Origin of the sequence: Streptomyces sp. NPDC047974, assembly GCF_040653375.1 — a bacterium.
Lineage (GTDB): Bacteria > Actinomycetota > Actinomycetes > Streptomycetales > Streptomycetaceae > Streptomyces.
The window spans coordinates 111,084-128,068 of sequence record NZ_JBEZNU010000018.1; the positions used below are offsets into that span (position 1 = coordinate 111,084).

Genomic DNA, 16,985 nt, shown 5'->3' on the forward strand with positions numbered 1-16,985 from the left:
GTCCGTCGGGCGGCTTCCGCCGGGACAACGACCGTCCGGCCGGTGGCGGCTTCCGTCGTGACGACCGTCCGTCCGGTGGCTTCCGCCGCGACAACGACCGTCCGTTCAACCGCGACCGCCGCGACGACCGCCCCTCGGGCGGCGGCTTCCGCCGCGACGACCGCCCGTCCGGCGGTGGCTTCCGCCGCGACGACCACCGCCCGTCCGGCTCCTCCTTCGGTGGCGGCCGCCGCGACGACAAGCCCCGCTGGAAGCGCAACGGCTGAGCCCGCGTGACCTGACACACCGACGAACCCCCGTGACACCGACCGTCACGGGGGTTCGTCGCGTCCGGCGTACAACCATCGGGCCCCTCCGGCGGTCTCGTACGCGGGCGCGCGCGACGCTCAGGCGTCCGGCCCGCCCGCCGTACTCATGGACCACCCCTGGAGGGGCCTCCTTGTCTCGTACCGCACCCGCGCGGCGGACGCGCGCCCGCGCCGCCCTCGTCCTGGCACTCGCGACCGTCACGGCGGCGACGTCCGCCGGGATCGTGGCACCGCCCGCGGTCGCCGACACGGCACCGCAGACCACCGTGCTCCCGGCCGCGCCGCGCTTCTCGCCGCGCGCCACCTCGATCCTCAACGCCGGCGAGACCGGCTACCTCCTGGCCCAGGAGGGCGACGCCCGCCTCCAGTGGATCGACTACGCCACCGGCAAGGCGACCCCGCTCGCCGTCACCCTGCCCGAGGCGCCGCGCTACAACTACGTGGACGGGTATTGGGACTACAACCAGCGGCCGCTGTTCCTCGGCGACACCGGATACTGGGGCGACGGCTCCGACACCGTCGCTCTCCACTCCGCCACCCCCGCTCCGCACGTCACCCTCCAGAAGGGCGCGGGCGCGGTCTTCGCCGACATCGTCATCCCGCCGGGGCAGGAGTACGTCGGAACCTACGGGGACACCGTTCTCACCCGTACGGGCACGGCCGAGGCGCCCACCGCCTACCACCTGCTGCGGTACGACTCCGTGTCCGGGAAGGTGACGGCCGGCCCGATCACCGGCTTCCCCGAGGGCGCCGTGCTCGGCGGACTGGAGGACGCGGACGCGACCTCCCTCGTCCTCCGCTACAAGGAATCCGCTGGGGAGACCTGGAATCGGTGGAGGATCGTGGACATCGCCGACGGGGTGGCGAAGGAGCTTCCGGACCGCCCGAATCCGGAACAGCCCTGGGCCGTGAGCGGCTTCCGCCTGGGCGCGGGAACGATCCTGCGGGACGGAGTGGCGATCCTGGACCGCGCGGCTCCCCACACCCTGATCCGAGCGGTCGGCTCCCACGGCAGCTCGTACAGGGCGACCCTCGCGCCGGTGGGCACGGCGGTCCTCGCCGTCGAGCCGCAGAACCCCGGAGACAACGAGTACCGGGGTGCGGAGCTGTGGAACCTGCCGGAGGCGGGCGAGAGCCTGTCGAAGCCACTGCTGCAGCGCGCGTACACCCAGATCGTCCTGACCCCGCAGGGTGACGCGCTCGTCGCCGGCGCGGAGACCGCCGAACCCTCGGGCGACGTCGACTGGGCCATTTTCCGGATCTCGCCGACCGCCGACGGAGGCGTGACCAAGCACCGCCTTCGCACCATCGCGCCGATGCCCGCCGAGATCTTCGGTCTCTCTCTCGGCAGCGGCATCCTCACCACGGCCGCGAACAGCACGCACTTCTACCCGGGGGGCGTCCACGGGGTCTACCGGTCCACCTGGATGTCTACGGTCGCCGGTCAACCGCAGCCGGTCAGGACGACCGTGGACGCCCCGATGACCAGCATGCAGTTCAGCGGCTACGAGCCCCCCGGGCAGCGACCCTACGACCGGATCACTGCGAGCGGCGACGGAGCCCACGGGCTGCGGGGCACCACCCTCGGTGAGTACACCGTCCTGTACCGCAACGGAGAACGGGACTGGGGGCCCTACGCAGCGACGACCGGCGACCGGCTGACCGACCTCTCCGGCCGGTTCGGGGTGGTGGTCACCGATGTGCCCGGTGACGAGCCGTCCGTCGTCCGGTTCAAGGGGGCCGGCGACGCGATCGTCACGAGACGCGCCGGCGCGAGTCTGGCCGCGGTCTGGGGGTCCAGCCTGTGGAGCGTCGCCAAGGGCAGTCCGAAGATCTCCTCGGAGTCGCTGACGACCGGTGCGGCCGGGGCTTCCTTCACCACGCCCAACTCCTGCCTGCCGACCGAACTCCAGGCCGCGGGGCGCTGGGTGTACTGGTCCTGCGAGGACAGCGAATGGGGCCCGGCGCAGGGCTCGGGCGTCTACGACCGGAAGACCGGGCGGACCATGGCCGTGCCCGGGCGGAACATCCGCAACGTCCTGCTGGGCGACGGCTACCTCGTCCAGCAGGACGCAACGGCCGGGCTGCGGCTCCACGACCTGTCCGCCGGGCTGCCCGCCACCGGGTCGACGGTTCCTACGCGCGTCCTCGTGGGTGCTGCCGCGCTGGGGCAATGGCACCGGGCCGGCTGGGGCTGGACCGTCGACCGCTTCGGCGGACACGTCGCCTACGCCGGCACCGACCAGCGGGTCCGCATCGTCGACACCGGTGTCGACGCGCCGCCCGTCGACGTCATCGACTCCTCCGTCACCGGCGCCTCCCTGAACCTCGCCTCCTCCGGAGCCGGCTGGTCCGGCCGCTGGTGGACCTCCAAGCCCACCGGCGCCTGGAAGGTCACCGTGAAGGAGAAGGCCACCGGGACGGTCGTCCGCACCGTCTCGGGTGCCGAGGCGCGCGGCCGGATCGACGCCGGCTGGACCGGGAAGGACGGCTCCGGCAAGGCCGCGCGGAACGGCGCGTACACCTGGACCCTCACCGCCCGCCCCGCCGACGGCATCGGCGCCGACCTCTCGCTGACCGGCTCCCTGACGGTGTCCGGCGGCGCCCCTGCGCCGCAGCCCGCCTGGCGGGACCTCAGCGGCGACGGCAAGGGCGATCTGCTCGGCCTCACCTCGGCCGGGCAGCTCGCCGTGCGGACCGGCACGGGGACCGGCGGGCTCGGCACCGGCGCCGTCGGTTCCGGGTGGCCCGCCTCCTCGGTCACCGTGCCCTTCGGCGACCTCTCCGGCGACGGCTGCGCCGACCTGCTCGTCCGCGACTCGGCCGGGACACTGACCCGGTACGACGGCTCGTGCGGCAAGGCGGCGTTCGTGCCCGGCGGCCCGCGCCGGACGATCGGCGGCGGCTGGCAGATCTACAACGCCCTGACCGCCCCCGGCGACCTCACCGGCGACGGCCGTCCCGACCTGCTCGCCCGGACCCCGGCCGGCCAGCTGTGGTTGTACGCCGACAACGGCAGCGGCGCGTTCACGACCCGGACGCTGATCGGCGGCGGCTGGCAGACGTACGACCGGATCGTGGGCACCGGCGACCTGACCGGCGACAAGCACGGCGACCTCGTCGCCCGCGACACCACCGGTGTGCTCTGGCGCTACCTCGGCACCGGCAAGGGCAACTTCGGCGTCCGGGTGCGGATCGGCGGCGGCTGGCAGACGTACAACGCCCTCGTCGGCGTCGGCGACCTCACCGGTGACGGCCGGGCCGACATGGTCGCCCGCGACACCACCGGGATGCTGTGGCGGTACACCGGGTCGGGCGCCGGCCAGTTCGCCGGCCGCGTGCAGATCGGCGGCGGCTGGCAGATGTACCGGACGCTCTCCTGACGAGCCCGCGCCATCGATGAGAGGCCGGTCCGTTCCCGTACAACCATCACGGGGCCGGACCGGTCTCGTACACGGGGACGTGGGACGCTCGTGTGTCCGATCGCCCGCGCCGACCGCACCACCCGCCACAGTGCCGGACCCTGGGGAGGGGCCTCTTGTCTCGTACCGCTTCCGCGCCCGCGCGTCGCGTGCGTCGCGCCCGTACCCGTGTCGCTCTGCTGGCCGCCGTCCTGGCCGTCACCGGCGGGGGGCTCGCCCCGGGGGCGGTGGCCGCGCCCGGGGCGCCGGTGGTCGGGATCGACCAGGTGGACGTGGAGCCCAACCTCCGGAGCGCGCCCCGCGCGGAGGCGGTGCTCGCCGTGGGGGCGGGCGGATACGCGCATCGCGCCGAGGGGTCCGGGGCGGGCGTGGAGTGGACGGACCTCGCGACCGGAACCAGCCGGCCGCTGGGGTACGGCGACGGGAACGACGCCTTCGCGGAGTTCGGGACCGGGGGCCGGTACGCGTACGTGGAGCGGGGCGTCGGCGCGTACGGGGTGCTCGACCTGGAGAGCGGTACGACGACGGCCCTGACCGTCCCCGACGACGCCTCCTACCGGGGCCTCGTCGGCGACCGGCTGCTCTTCCAGCAGTACGTGGCGGGTACGTCGCTCGGCGCCACCAGCGGGTACTTCCTCCGGGCCGCGAGCGCCCCGAACGGCGCCTCCGTCCCCGTCACCGGCTGGCCCGTCGGCGCCGACCTCCACGGGGCGCGGCTGGTGGCCGGTGCGGAGGGCGTCGCCGTGCTCCGATTCACCGTCGGGACCTCCGGCACGGACCGCGACTCCCTGCTCGGCCTCGTGGACCCGGCGACCGGGCGGATGCGGGTGCTCGCGGAGGCGACCGCGGCCGACGGGGCGCTCGTCGCGGGTGTGGCCGTCACCGCCGAGCGGATCGCCTGGGTGGACCCCGACCGGAACGTCCACATCCGGAGCCGCGCCGACCTCGCCGGACCCGAGGTCGGCTACCCGCTGCCGGCCGGCTTGAACGCCACCCGGATCGGGCTCGTCGGCGACCGGCTCCTGACCACGGCCGAGCCCCGGTCGGCGGGCGACTCCCTCACCCGGGCGCTCGTCGCCGTGAGCCCGGCCGGGGAGCGGCAGACGCTCCTCGCCGGGGCCGAGGCGCGGATCACGCAGCTCGCGGACGGGTCGGGCGCGGCGGTCGTCGGCGGCACGTCCGCCACCGACTGGGCCGTCCTCAAGGCGGTGCCCGGCAAGGGCGGCGCCGCCCCGGCCCTGGAGAAGCTGCGTCCGGTGGCGCCGCTTCCGGCCGAGGTGGAGTCGCTGGCCCTCGGCATGGGCCGGCTCACCACGCTGGAGCACGACGGCCCGAAGGGCCCCGGCTTCTACAGCCGTACGCTGCCGGTCGGGCCGCTCCACACCGGGCAGTCCGCGGCGGCGTGGGCCGGCGCCGAGACGGGCGCGGAGCCGAACGAGCCGCCGCTCCTCGACACCGGCGACGGCCGGGTGGTCTCCTTCCCGCGGATCCCGGACGCCGCCCGCGCGGTCGTCTCCCGCAGGACCACCGGCGCGACCGCCGGCCGGACCACCCGGGTGGCGGTCGACCGGGACGGCCGCATCGCCGACGCCTTCGGCCGGTGGACGGTCTTCCAGACCGGCACCCCGGGCCGGCCCGGCGAACTCGTCGCCGGCGGCGAGACGCTCGTCCTCGACCTGGACGCCCCGAGGATCCTCTCCCGCCAGACCCAGACCGCCGCGGCCGTCTGGGGCGACACCCTCTACACCGGCACCGGGAGCGCGGGCGACGTCGTCCGCAAGGACCTCGCCACCGGCACGACCCTCGGCACCGTCACGACCGGCGCCGGCTGCCCCCTGACCGAGCTGCAGACGGCCGGCCGCTGGCTCTACTGGTCGTGCGCGCGGTACGAGAAGCAGGGCGTGCTCGACCTCAGGAACCCGGCCGCGCCCGTCCGCATCGCCCTGCCGGCGGGGGCCCACCGGGGCGGACTCCTCGGCGACGGCTACTTCGTGGACCAGAGCCCCGCCTCGTACCTGCGCGTCACCCCCTTCCCCACCGGGACGGCCGGCACGCCCTTCGACCTGACCCGCGCCGAGACCGTCTCCGGCGAGCGCCGCGTCACCTGGACCGTCGACCGCTTCGGCGGCGCCGTCGCCTACCGGGGCGCCGACCAGCGGGTGCACGTCGTCTGGACCGACGTCCCCGCCTCCGACCTGAGGGCCGCCGCCGCCTCGACCCCGACCGGGCTGCGGATGCCCGGGACCTGGAAGGCGTCCTGGGCACTGTCGAAGCCCGCCTCCCAGTACGAGGTGAGCGTGGTCGACGCGTACAGCTTCGAGCCGCTGCGGACCTTCCGGGGCACCGAGACCCGCGGGCGGATCGACGTCACCTGGGACGGGAGGAACGCGGCGGGCCTGCCCGCGCCGAACGGGCCGTACGCGTGGGAGGTGCGCGCCCTCACCGCCGACGGCAAGGGCCGCGACCTGTACGCCTCCGGCCGGTTCACGGTCTCCGGCAGCCGGCCCGCCTTCCGGGACCTCGCGGGAGCCGACGCCCAGGGCGAGCTGCTCGGCGTGAACACGTCCGGCGCCGTCTCCCTCTACCGGGGCAACGGCCTCGGCGGGCTCTCCGCCCGCACCACCGCCGCCGGCGCGGCCTTCCCGGCCGGCACCCTCCTCGTGCCCTTCGGCGACGTGAACGGCGACGGCTGCGCCGACGTCCTCGGCCGCGTCGGCAACGAGCTGCGCGCCTACCGGCCGGGCTGCGGCAGGGTCGTCACGGCCTCGTCGCCGTACACCGCCATCGGAGCCGGCTGGGCCCAGTACGACGTGCTCACCCCGCCCGGCGACGTCAACGCGGACGGCCACCAGGACCTGATCGCGCGCCAGACCGCTACCGGCGACATGTACTTCTACGCCGGCACCGCCGACCACCGCCTCGCGCCCCGGGTCCGGATCGGCATCAACTGGAAGCTGTACAAGCGGATCACCGGCGCGGGCGACCTCGACGGCGACGGCCGCGGCGACCTCCTCGGCATCGACGGCTCCGGCATCCTGTGGGCCTACTTCGGCACCCCGTCCGGCGGCGTCACCCCGCGCGTGAGGGTCGGCGGCGGCTGGCAGGTCTACACGGCCGTCCAGGGCGTCGGCGACCTCGACGCCGACGGCGACGGCGACCTCGTCGCCCGCGACGCGTCCGGCCGCCTCCACGCCTACTACAGCTACGGCCGCGGCCGCACCAGCGACCGCTACGGCCCCCGCGAGCTCATCGGCAACGGCGGCTGGAACACCTTCCGCACCCTCCACTGACCCGGGGCACGGCGCGGCGGGTTCCGATACCCGATCGGTTCCCCGGGCCCGTCGGGCTATGCTGCACGGAGTGCTCGCACACGGGCCGTTAGCTCAATTGGCAGAGCAGTGGACTTTTAATCCATTGGTTGTGGGTTCGAGTCCCACACGGCCTACCGAGCGGTGGGGGAGGGGAGACCCTCTGACCCGCCATGGAGCGCCCCGACCGGTTTCGACCGGTCGGGGCGCTCTGTCGTTCAGGCCGGGGTGCTCCGTCGTTCAGGACGAACGCGGAAGCCAGCCCTGCTGGACCGCGCGCACTCCCGCCTCGAAGCGGCTGCGGGCGTCGAGCCGGTCCATGAGATCGGTGGCGATGCGCCGGGCGGTGCGGGAGGAGACGCCCAGCCGCTTGGCGATGGCCTCGTCCGTGTGACCCGCGGCGAGGAGGCGGAGCGTCGCACTCTGCTGGGCGGTGAGCCCGTGTTCGTCAGGTGTGGAGCCGCTGCCGAGGGGCTGAGCCGCTGCCCAGATGGTCTCGAAGAGCGCGCAGAGCGCGGTGACGATGCCGTCGCTCGTCAGGACGACGGCTCCGACCGCCGTGTCCTGACTGGTGAGCGGGATGACCGCGGTCTTCCGGTCGACCACGATCATCCGGGTCGGCAGCGTCGGCGCCGTGCGCACCTGGGCGCCGCGCGTGGCCAGCCAGTCGGCGTACGCGAGCGTGGGTTCGTCGTTGCGCACGCTGTCGAGGTAGACGGTACGCATGCGGACGCCGCGGTCGAAGAGTTCCTGGTCCAGGGGGCGGGACGCTTCCATGGCCTCGGCGGTCTGGGCCCCGTCGGTGTTCAGGCCCAGCACCTCTTCCCGGACGTCCCGGGTCAGCGTGGCGAGGCGGTCGCGGATCCGGTCGAGGCCGACGAGCTGTTCGACGCCGGGGCCGCCGACCGAAGGGGTGAGGGCGGCGTAGTCGGCGATGAGCCGCGCCGCGGCTTCGCGTGAGGCCTCCAGCCGCTGCTGGCGGGCCGCGAGCTCGGCCTGCTGGCGCGCCATCAGCACCTCCATCCCCAAGGCCGGCGGCACGGCCCGCAACTGGCTCCGGGATTCGTACGACGCCCGGACGAGGGTGAGCTCGCTGAGCGTGTCCAGAGCGTGACGGACCTTGTCCTCGGACATGTCCAGTTCCTGTGCGATGGCCCGCACTCCGTGCTGAGGGTGGGCCAGCATGATCCGGTAGACGGCCTCCGCCGTGCTGTCCAGGCCCAGTTCGGTGAGCATGCCCAACATCCCCCCCGGAATGTCTTTGACGTGAACATCAGTGGTCACAGGATCATGCCAGTCACGTCGCCCGGGTGACTACGGAGAACAGCGGAGCGCGCGGCCCCTGGCCTGTTCCGGACGTGGCCCGAATCGTCCCGGCCTCAGGACGCATATCGGGTTTCGGCCCTGGAAGCCTGGCGGACATGTATCTGGTTCATGTCCATCTGCGCCAGCCCCCAGGTGCCTGTGTCCCCGAGGAGATCGGTGCCTGGGTGGCCCACGCGGCCGAATCCGGACACGTCGAGCACGTCACGGTCCACGCCGCCTCGCCCACCCGTCCCGTTCTGGGCGTCTTTCTGCTGGCCGACTGCCTGGAGGAGGCCGAGCAGGTGGCGTTGACGGCCTGTCTGCGGACGCTGGCCGAGCGGCGGGAGCTGGCGGGGTGGACGGTGATCGAGGGGTACGTGCCGCTCTTGGCCCCCGTCTACGACGCCCTCGCCGACGGCGGCCCGAGGGCCGTGGACTGATCCGTCCACGGCCGATTCCGTCCACGGGAAGACTCTTCTGCTGGGCCCCGAGCGAGGGAAAAGTGGAGCTCGTCGCCGGGGAGGCCCGGTCGACGCACCGGATGCGGCATCACCGCGGGATGCGGTCCGGAGACGTACCGCCCACCCAGGAAAAGGATCCCGTCATGCTGCGCACCCGTATCGCCGAGACCACCGCGGTCGTCGTCCTCGCCCTCGGCGCCGCCCTTCTGGGAACCGCAGTCCAGGCCGGCGCCGGCCCGGTCGTCGCCGGGGCGCCGGTGGTGGACACCGTTCCGGTCGCGGGCACCGACAACATGACCTGGCAGTAGCGGCACTCACGCGGACAGCGGCACGCCTCTCCCGTACGTGGGTCTCAGCAGGCCCGAGTCGGACGCCCCCCACATCTCCTCGCCTCCGTCGGTCCTCTCCGGCAACGACGCGATCCCGGCCCGGCCCCGCGTCCGGCCGTCACTCCCATCAGCCCTCGTGAAGGATTCCCGTAGCCATGCAGTCCGTCAGGTCCCGTACTCAGCGCCTCGTCACCACCGCCCTGGCGGCCGCCGGACTCGCCGCCCTGCTCACCGCCTGCGGGGGCGGCCAGCCGTCCGCCTCCCAGGCGGGACCCACGGCTGCCGGATCGAGCCGCGCCCTCAGCCCCGGGGAGCCGGTCGCGTCGGTGGCTCCGCAGTCCTCCGGGCTTCCGCGCCCCATCGAGACCCCGCGCGCGACGGAGCCCTCTCAGCACACTCCCCCTCCGGCGTCCGTGCGCCCCCAGCAGGGTGCGACGACCTCTGCCGAGCCCCGTCACACCCAGTCGGGCCAGGCCGCTCCCGCTCCGACTCCCACCGCTTCGGCCGTACCGCGTCACCTGCCCGAGGGACGGCTCGCCGTCTCCGACACCGCGCGGATCACGGCCGAGATCGACGGCCTGCCGACGCCGGCCCGGCTCGTGCCCGGCGCCGCACCGACCGAGTTCACCGTGACCCTGCGCAACACCGGGGACACCGACTTCCCGCTCATCGCCCCCGTGGTGCGCTTCGACCAGTACGACGGCGGACTCGCGCCTCTCGGGTCCGTCTCCGGACGACTGGAGCGCTTCGACCCGGCGAGCGGCACCTGGCAGCCCGCACCGCTGCCCCAGGCAGCCGGGATGGACTTCCTCCTCGTCGCCACCGGCGGCGCTCCCCTGCCCAGGAACGCGGTCATGACGATCCGCTACCGGGTCGCGCTCGACACCGGTCTGGGCGCGGGCGTCACCGAACTCCAGGTGCACGCCGTCTCCCAGCCGTCCAACCACCAGGCCGGAACGGCCGCGGCCAGGGTCACGATCGCGCCCTGAGCCGTCCCTGAACCACGGGGCCTCATCCTCATGGCCCCACTCCTTCCCCAGACCTAGGCGCCGCGCGCGCCGCCCAGGACTTCGTCCTGCCCGAAAACAGGAGAGAACGCATGTCCAAGACCGCTCTTCGCCGCACGCTGCAGGGCGTCCTCGCCACCGCCGTGCTCACTCCCACGCTCGTGTTCGCCGCCGCCCAGACCGCCTCGGCGAGTGTGGGTTCGACGATCATCGGCATAGCCCAGGCGAACCTGGGCAACGGCCCGTGCGACACGAACAGCGAGGGGGGCAGCGGCTACTACAACAGCTGCTCCGAGGCCTGGTGCGCCGACTTCGCGAAGTGGGTCTGGGCGCAGTCCGGCGTGAACGTCACCGGGCTCACCGCGGCCGCCGGCAGCTTCGGCCAGTACAACGGCGGGCTGAAGAGCACCCCGCACGTCGGCGACGCGGTGGTGTTCAACTACAACGGCGCCGGTTACGCCGATCACGTGGCGCTGGTGAAGTCGATCAACGCCGACGGCACCATCACCACCATCGGCGGCAACCAGAACAACTCGGTGACCTACGGCACCATCAAGAACGGCTACTACAACACCCAGAAGGTCGACGGCTACGTCTCTCCGATCGGTGGGGTGGATTCCGACCCGGCGCCGGCTCCGGTGTTCACGCAGACGGCTGCGGCGGACTTCACCGGGGATGGTGAGGCGGACATCATCGCTCGTGATGGTGCGGGGAAGCTGAAGATGTGGAAGCACAATCCGGAGGGCTTCTTCAACTCGGCGGTCGATGTGACGAGTGGTTGGAACTTCACGCAGACCGTGGCGGGTGACTTCAACAACGACAACAAGGCCGACATCGTGGCCAGGGACGCGGACGCGAACCTGAAGATGTGGCTGGGTCGTGGTGACGGCACGTTCAATGCCGCTGTCCAGGTGACGGCCGGCTGGAACTTCACGCAGACGGCTGCGGCGGACTTCGACGGCAACGGCAAGGACGATCTGATCGCGCGGGACGCGAGCGGGAACCTGAAGATCTGGGCCGGGCGGGGTGACGGCACGTTCGGGGCGGCGGCCCAGGTGTCCTCCGGCTGGAACTTCACGCAGACGGCTGCGGCGGACTTCAACGGCGACAACCAGGCCGACATCATCGCGAAGGACGCGAGCGGGAACCTGAAGCTGTGGACGCACAACCCGGCGGGTGTCTTCAACCCCGCGGTGACGGTGACCGGCGGTTGGAACTTCTCGCAGACGACCGCGGCGGACGTCGACGGCAACGGCAAGGCCGACCTCATCGCCCGCAACGACAGCACCGGTGACCTGACCATCTGGGCCGGCCGCGGTGACACCACCTTCGGCGCCCCCAACGTCCTCACCAGCGGCTGGTAATCACCGCCCGCGTGCCGGGGGGCGTACGGATTCCTTCCGTACGCCCCCCGGCCCGGCCGCCGTCCCCCGTCGCGGACGGTCCCCACTTCTCGTTCCCCGCCTGCCTGCCCGGAAGGTTTCCTCGCCATGTCCTCGCGTCCCGCCGCCCGCCACCGTCGTACCCTCGCGCTCCTCCTCGCGACCAGCTCCGCGATCGTCGCGCTGGGCGGAGCGGCGGGGACCTCCCACGCCGCCTCGCTGAGCACGTGGGAGAAGCTCGCTGAGTGTGAGAGCGGCGGTGACTGGACGATCGTGAGCAGCGGATCTGTCACCTATTACGGGGGGCTCCAGTTCAGCCTCTCCACCTGGCAGTCGATCGGCGGCACGCAGTACGCCGCCTACCCGCACCAGGCGACGAAGAACGAGCAGATCCTGATGGGCGAGAAGCTTCTGGACCTGTACGGCGAGGGCCAGTGGCCCGTCTGCGGCCCCAAGGTGGGCCTCGGATCGGATCCGGGTGAGCCCTTCCCCGAGGACGTCCCGCCGGCTCCGGTGTTCACGCAGACGGCTGCGGCGGACTTCACCGGGGATGGTGAGGCGGACATCATCGCTCGTGATGGTGCGGGGAAGCTGAAGATGTGGAAGCACAATCCGGAGGGCTTCTTCAACTCGGCGGTCGATGTGACGAGTGGTTGGAACTTCACGCAGACCGTGGCGGGTGACTTCAACAACGACAACAAGGCCGACATCGTGGCCAGGGACGCGGACGCGAACCTGAAGATGTGGCTGGGTCGTGGTGACGGCACGTTCAATGCCGCTGTCCAGGTGACGGCCGGCTGGAACTTCACGCAGACGGCTGCGGCGGACTTCGACGGCAACGGCAAGGACGATCTGATCGCGCGGGACGCGAGCGGGAACCTGAAGATCTGGGCCGGGCGGGGTGACGGCACGTTCGGGGCGGCGGCCCAGGTGTCCTCCGGCTGGAACTTCACGCAGACGGCTGCGGCGGACTTCAACGGCGACAACCAGGCCGACATCATCGCGAAGGACGCGAGCGGGAACCTGAAGCTGTGGACGCACAACCCGGCGGGTGTCTTCAACCCCGCGGTGACGGTGACCGGCGGTTGGAACTTCTCGCAGACGACCGCGGCGGACGTCGACGGCAACGGCAAGGCCGACCTCATCGCCCGCAACGACAGCACCGGTGACCTGACCATCTGGGCCGGCCGCGGTGACACCACCTTCGGCGCCCCCAACGTCCTCACCAGCGGCTGGTAACCACACACACCGGTGGCAGCCCTCTCCGACGTCGACGAAGCAAGAAAGGAACCCCTCCCCATGTCCCGCACCACACTCCGTTCCGCCCGGACGAGAGCGGTGGCGGCCGCCGTCGTCGTCGGCCTGGTCTCCACCGGGCTCGCCGCATCCCAGGCGACCGCGGCCGAGACCGCGTACCCCGCCTTCAGCAGCGCCTTCAACAACGCCGGTATCGCCACACAGGCCGATCCCGGGCTCGCGAACCTCGACGGGGAGGGCGACAGCCTGTCGGCCGACGCCCTCGACGCCGCGGGGTGGACCAGAGGCGCGCGTGTCACCGTCAACGGCACCACCTATACCCGCCCGGACGTGGCCCCCGGCCAGATGGACAACGTCGTGGCCGCCGGCCAGCGGGTGGCCGTCTCCGGTTCAGGCAACGCCCTCGGCTTCCTCCTCACCGCCACGGGTGGCGCGATATCCGGCTCGGGCACCGTGCACTACAGCGACGGGACCACCTCCGCGTACAGCCTCTCCGGCGTCGGTGACTGGGAGTCCGGCAGCGCGGTCGCCGCGGCGGTCGTCCTCGGCCGCTCGGCACGCGGCACCACGCCGGTGAAGCTGTACGCGGTCACCGTCCCCCTCACCGCGGGAAAGACGGTCGCCTCGGTCACCCTGCCCACCGCCCCCGCGGACGGGAGGCGCCTCCACGTCTTCTCCATGGCGGTACGTTCCACATCCGCCGCGCCCGGCGGGGCCTCCTGGACCGGAAGCTGGGCCGCGTCCTTCAGCCACGCCGCGTCCACCGCGCAGGGGAGCGACCCCGACTGGTCGAACCAGACCATCCGCATGGTGGTCAACCCGCACACCAGCGGCGGCACGGTCCGGCTGCGTTTCGCCAACACCTTCTCGGCCGCGCCGGTGAAGCTCGGCCGTGTCACGGTCGCCGCCCAGTCCGGGGGTGCCACCGCCGCGCAGACCCCGGTCACCCTGACCTTCGGCGGCAGCCAGCAGGCGACCCTCCCGGCCGGCGGTGAACTCGTCAGCGACCCGGTCTCCTTCCCCGTCACGGCGGGGAAGAACCTGCTGGTCAGCTCCTACCTGCCGGGCACGGTGAAGGTGGCGCCCCGGCACTCGTACGCGCTGTCGACCTCGTACGCCACCGCCCGGCTCGCGGGTGACCGGTCCACCGACGTGGGCGGCGGCGACTACACCACGGGGCTGAGCTTCTGGAGCCTCGTCAGCGGTGTCGACGTCGCCACGGCGGGCTCCCAGGGGACTGTCGTCGCCATCGGCGACTCCCAGACGGACGGCGGCCACAGCACCGCGAACACCAACCGGCGGTGGCCCGACTTCTATGCGTCGTTCCTGAACAGCGGGGCCTCCGCGCCCGGTGTCCTCAACGCCGGCATCAGCGGGAACTGGCTCACCGGCGACTCCACCACCACAGCGGGCCCCAGCGCGGTCACCCGCCTCGACCGCGACGTGTTCGCCCAGCCCAACGTGCGCGAGGTCATCCTCTACGAGGGCGTCAACGACATCGTCAACGGGGAGTCGGCGAGCGACGTCACGAACGCCATCCGCACGATCGCGGCCCAGGCACGTGCCCGCGGGATCCGCGTCACCGTCGCCACCATCCCCGGCTTCTCCGGCTACTCCGCGACGGGCGAGTCCTTCCGCCTCCGCGAGGCCGTCCGGCAGACGGTGAACGACTACATCCGCACGACGAGCGACATCGACGGCTACGTCGACCTCGACGCCGTCACCAAGGACCTCGACGACCCCTACGCCATCCGGCCCGCCATCGCGAGCACCCGCGACGGCTTCCACTTCAACGACGCGGGTACGGAACTCCTCGGCCGCACCATGGCCGACCGTCCGGTGCGGGCCTCCCTGCCCATGGGGGAGACCACGGCCGCCGACTTCGACGGCGACTCGGTCTCCGACCTCATGGCCCGGCACGATCCCACCGGCAGCCTGCGGATCTGGTACGGCCGCGGCGACGGCACCTTCACGTCGTCGAAGGACCTCACCGGCGGCTGGCAGAACTACTCCCAGACTGTCGCCGGGGACTTCACCGGCGACGGCAAGGCCGACATCATGGCCCGTTACGAAGGACCCCTCGACGCGAACGTCCCCAAGAACACGCTCCGCCTGTGGGTCAACCGCGGCGACGGAACCTTCGGTGCGGCCACCAACGTCACCGGAGGCTGGAACTTCACCCAGACCGCCGCGGCCGACTTCGACGGCAACGGCAAGACCGACCTCATCGCCCGGGACGCGAGCGGCAACCTCAAGATCTGGGCCGGCCACGGCGATGGCACCTTCGGCGCCGCCGCCCAGCTCTCCGCCGGCTGGAACTTCGCCCAGACCGTCGCGGCGGACTTCAACGGCGACGGCGAAGCCGACATCATCGCCCGCGACCCCGCGACGAACACGCTCAAGATGTGGACCCACAACGCGGGCGGCTACTTCAACGGCGCCACGACGGTGACGGGAGGCTGGAACTTCTCCCAGACCACCGCGGCCGCCGACATCGACGGCGACGGCAAGGCGGACATCCTCGCCAGGGACAACGCCACCGGCACCCTGAAAGCCTGGTCGGGCCGCGGCGACACCACGTTCGGCAGCGCCCGCAACCTGACGGGCGGTTGGTAGTCCGGAGAGGAGCGTGCCCCGACCGTGCCCTTCAGGGCGGACAACAGCGGTCGATACAGGTGTCCACAGCCTACGGAATCTGCACCACCGGAGCGCGTTTCCCTAGCGCAGCGAGGCTTTGGCCGACCTCGGCCCCGATGACTCCCAAGCTCGAAGCGCGGGTTCGAACGGCCATCATCCGCTCTCGCGAGGGCTGCGTGAGCGAAAATTCCGGCACAGCCCGGCATCACCCGGCCGGACTCGGCCAGGACTTGTGATCCATGGGTTGTGGGTTCGAGTCCGACGCGGCCTACCGCCGGCAGAACGCCCCACCCGACTCGGTCCGGGTGGGGCGTTCCGTCGTTCTGCCTACTCGGGACGGTAGGCGCCGACGGCGCAGGTGACCCCGTGGGCGCCGGTGCGTTCGAAGTCGAACCTCGGGTGGTACGTCGGGTGTCCGAGGACGGTGACGGTGCGCTCGCCCAGGGCGCGGGCGGCGTCGAGCCCGGCGCGGACCAGGGCGTCGACGAGGTCGGCGTCCTCGGGGGAGCCGAAGGCGCCGGTGACGACCTCGCGGACGCGGGTTCGGTCGGACGGGGTCTCGGTTCTGATCTTCATGGTGGGGTGTTTCCGTCTCTGACGGTTCTCTGCAGGTTCTCCGCCGGTTCCCCCGGTCACAGGGTGAGCAGGACGCGGCCGGCGGCCCGGGGGTCGGCCAGGGGGCGGAGGGCGAGGCGGACGAGGGCGAGCGGGTTGTCGTCGCCGGCGACGCGGTTGGCGCTGAGCTCGCCGCAGGAGGCGCACTGGTGGATGAGCAGCCACTCGCCGTCCGGGCGGACGGACATGCCCAGGGCCTCCATCCGGCCGTGGCAGTCCGCGGCGCGGTCGCCCGGGATCCGCCGGTCCACGTGCAGGCTGGCGAGGCAGTGGGGGCAGTGGTTGCGGTGCGCGGTACCGGGGGCGACCAGGGACACGTCGAGCCGGCAGGACGCGCACCGGAAGTCGTTGGCCCGGTGCCCGCCCTGGGTGTGCAGGACGTCCTTGTACCGCTGCGGCCGACGCCGGCCACGGCTGGTGCGGTTGTTGCGGTTGTTGCGGGGCATGGCGGTGCTCCTTCCCTATCCGGGCGGTCAGAGGGTTCCGAACGCTTCGAGCGGGAAGGGCGGTTGGGCCAGCGGGCGGACCGCCATGCGCATCAGGATGAGCTGGTTGTCGTCGACGCACACCGGGTTGGAGGTGAGCTCGTCGCAGCGCACGCAGCGGTGGATGACCCTCCAGTCACCGGTGCGCAGGACGGCGATGGCGATCGGCGACATCCGCCCCTCGCAGTCGCTCGCCCCGCCCTCGACGTGGTCGAGGACGTGCCGGGAGTGCAGACAGGACGGGCAGTGGTTGCGCGGCACGCCGTCGGAGGCGTACGCGGACACGGTCAGACCGCACCACGCGCAGGCGAAGGTGCCGAGACCGAGGGTGTGGTGGGTGGGGGAGGTGTGGTGGGACACCCGGTTGCTCCTTGCTGAGAAGTCGGTCGAGACAGCAAGAGCAGGCCGAGTGGCCTCGTCGGAAGGCACCCGATCACGCGCCACGGATCGATGGCGCGGAGGCGGGCGG

12 protein-coding genes, 1 tRNA gene and 1 pseudogene are annotated in these 16,985 nt (G+C 72.5%); 10 read left to right on the forward strand and 4 right to left on the reverse strand.

Annotated elements, in window-relative coordinates:
• From AB0E19_RS24775 to AB0E19_RS24790, 4 genes and pseudogenes are all read left to right on the forward strand, one after another.
• Positions 1-266 (forward strand): annotated as a pseudogene (locus AB0E19_RS24775) (RNA helicase); the annotation flags it as partial.
• A gap of 173 nt (positions 267-439) precedes the next feature.
• Positions 440-3,691: an FG-GAP-like repeat-containing protein gene (locus tag AB0E19_RS24780; RefSeq protein WP_362184169.1), complete on the forward strand. Its 3,252-nt coding sequence runs from the start codon at positions 440-442 to the stop codon at positions 3,689-3,691.
• A gap of 155 nt (positions 3,692-3,846) precedes the next feature.
• Positions 3,847-7,020, forward strand: a complete 3,174-nt coding sequence (locus AB0E19_RS24785) for an FG-GAP-like repeat-containing protein (protein ID WP_362184172.1) — start codon at positions 3,847-3,849, stop codon at positions 7,018-7,020.
• A gap of 82 nt (positions 7,021-7,102) precedes the next feature.
• Positions 7,103-7,175 (forward strand) — tRNA-Lys (locus AB0E19_RS24790).
• Between the two features lie 103 nt (positions 7,176-7,278).
• Here the strand turns inward: AB0E19_RS24790 and AB0E19_RS24795 are convergent.
• Positions 7,279-8,274, reverse strand: coding sequence for a LuxR C-terminal-related transcriptional regulator (locus AB0E19_RS24795; protein WP_362184175.1), 996 nt, complete (start codon positions 8,272-8,274; stop codon positions 7,279-7,281).
• A 185-nt stretch (positions 8,275-8,459) separates the two neighbouring features.
• On the opposite strand from AB0E19_RS24795, the gene AB0E19_RS24800 reads away from it, so the two are divergent.
• The 6 genes from AB0E19_RS24800 to AB0E19_RS24825 all read left to right on the forward strand — a co-directional run bounded on the left by AB0E19_RS24800 (position 8,460) and on the right by AB0E19_RS24825 (position 15,395).
• Positions 8,460-8,783 (forward strand): hypothetical protein, encoded by a 324-nt coding sequence (locus AB0E19_RS24800; protein ID WP_362184178.1) that lies wholly within the window; start codon positions 8,460-8,462, stop codon positions 8,781-8,783.
• A 164-nt stretch (positions 8,784-8,947) separates the two neighbouring features.
• On the forward strand, positions 8,948-9,112 hold the full coding sequence (locus AB0E19_RS24805) for a hypothetical protein (protein ID WP_362184181.1): 165 nt from the start codon (positions 8,948-8,950) through the stop codon (positions 9,110-9,112).
• Positions 9,113-9,288: 176 nt separating this feature from the next.
• Complete coding sequence (locus AB0E19_RS24810; protein WP_362184184.1) at positions 9,289-10,122, forward strand: hypothetical protein; 834 nt, start codon at positions 9,289-9,291, stop codon at positions 10,120-10,122.
• Positions 10,123-10,232: 110 nt separating this feature from the next.
• Positions 10,233-11,504, forward strand: coding sequence for an FG-GAP-like repeat-containing protein (locus AB0E19_RS24815; RefSeq protein WP_362184187.1), 1,272 nt, complete (start codon positions 10,233-10,235; stop codon positions 11,502-11,504).
• A 126-nt stretch (positions 11,505-11,630) separates the two neighbouring features.
• Positions 11,631-12,761, forward strand: coding sequence for an FG-GAP-like repeat-containing protein (locus AB0E19_RS24820; RefSeq protein WP_362184191.1), 1,131 nt, complete (start codon positions 11,631-11,633; stop codon positions 12,759-12,761).
• Positions 12,762-12,821: 60 nt separating this feature from the next.
• Positions 12,822-15,395: an FG-GAP-like repeat-containing protein gene (locus AB0E19_RS24825; protein ID WP_362184194.1), complete on the forward strand. Its 2,574-nt coding sequence runs from the start codon at positions 12,822-12,824 to the stop codon at positions 15,393-15,395.
• A 348-nt stretch (positions 15,396-15,743) separates the two neighbouring features.
• Here AB0E19_RS24825 and AB0E19_RS24830 read toward each other — a convergent pair whose 3' ends face one another.
• From AB0E19_RS24830 to AB0E19_RS24840, 3 genes are read right to left on the reverse strand one after another with little or no spacing between them, the layout of a single operon-like run.
• Complete coding sequence (locus AB0E19_RS24830; RefSeq protein WP_362184197.1) at positions 15,744-15,992, reverse strand: hypothetical protein; 249 nt, start codon at positions 15,990-15,992, stop codon at positions 15,744-15,746.
• 56 nt (positions 15,993-16,048) lie between these two features.
• The gene (locus tag AB0E19_RS24835; protein ID WP_362184200.1) at positions 16,049-16,477 is read right to left on the reverse strand and encodes an RNHCP domain-containing protein; all 429 of its coding nucleotides are present in this window, start codon (positions 16,475-16,477) and stop codon (positions 16,049-16,051) included.
• Positions 16,478-16,504: 27 nt separating this feature from the next.
• Entirely contained in the window at positions 16,505-16,876 is a 372-nt protein-coding gene (locus AB0E19_RS24840; protein WP_362184203.1) for an RNHCP domain-containing protein, read from the reverse strand.
• Between the last annotated feature and the right edge of the window lie 109 nt (positions 16,877-16,985).

Coding starts and splice junctions, on each gene's coding strand:
- AB0E19_RS24795 (WP_362184175.1), bottom strand. CDS start 8,274: ATGCTCACCGAACTGGGCCTGGACAGCACGGCGGAGGCCGTCTACCGG.
- AB0E19_RS24800 (WP_362184178.1), top strand. CDS start 8,460: ATGTATCTGGTTCATGTCCATCTGCGCCAGCCCCCAGGTGCCTGTGTC.
- AB0E19_RS24805 (WP_362184181.1), top strand. CDS start 8,948: ATGCTGCGCACCCGTATCGCCGAGACCACCGCGGTCGTCGTCCTCGCC.
- AB0E19_RS24810 (WP_362184184.1), top strand. CDS start 9,289: ATGCAGTCCGTCAGGTCCCGTACTCAGCGCCTCGTCACCACCGCCCTG.
- AB0E19_RS24815 (WP_362184187.1), top strand. CDS start 10,233: ATGTCCAAGACCGCTCTTCGCCGCACGCTGCAGGGCGTCCTCGCCACC.
- AB0E19_RS24820 (WP_362184191.1), top strand. CDS start 11,631: ATGTCCTCGCGTCCCGCCGCCCGCCACCGTCGTACCCTCGCGCTCCTC.
- AB0E19_RS24825 (WP_362184194.1), top strand. CDS start 12,822: ATGTCCCGCACCACACTCCGTTCCGCCCGGACGAGAGCGGTGGCGGCC.
- AB0E19_RS24830 (WP_362184197.1), bottom strand. CDS start 15,992: ATGAAGATCAGAACCGAGACCCCGTCCGACCGAACCCGCGTCCGCGAG.
- AB0E19_RS24835 (WP_362184200.1), bottom strand. CDS start 16,477: ATGCCCCGCAACAACCGCAACAACCGCACCAGCCGTGGCCGGCGTCGG.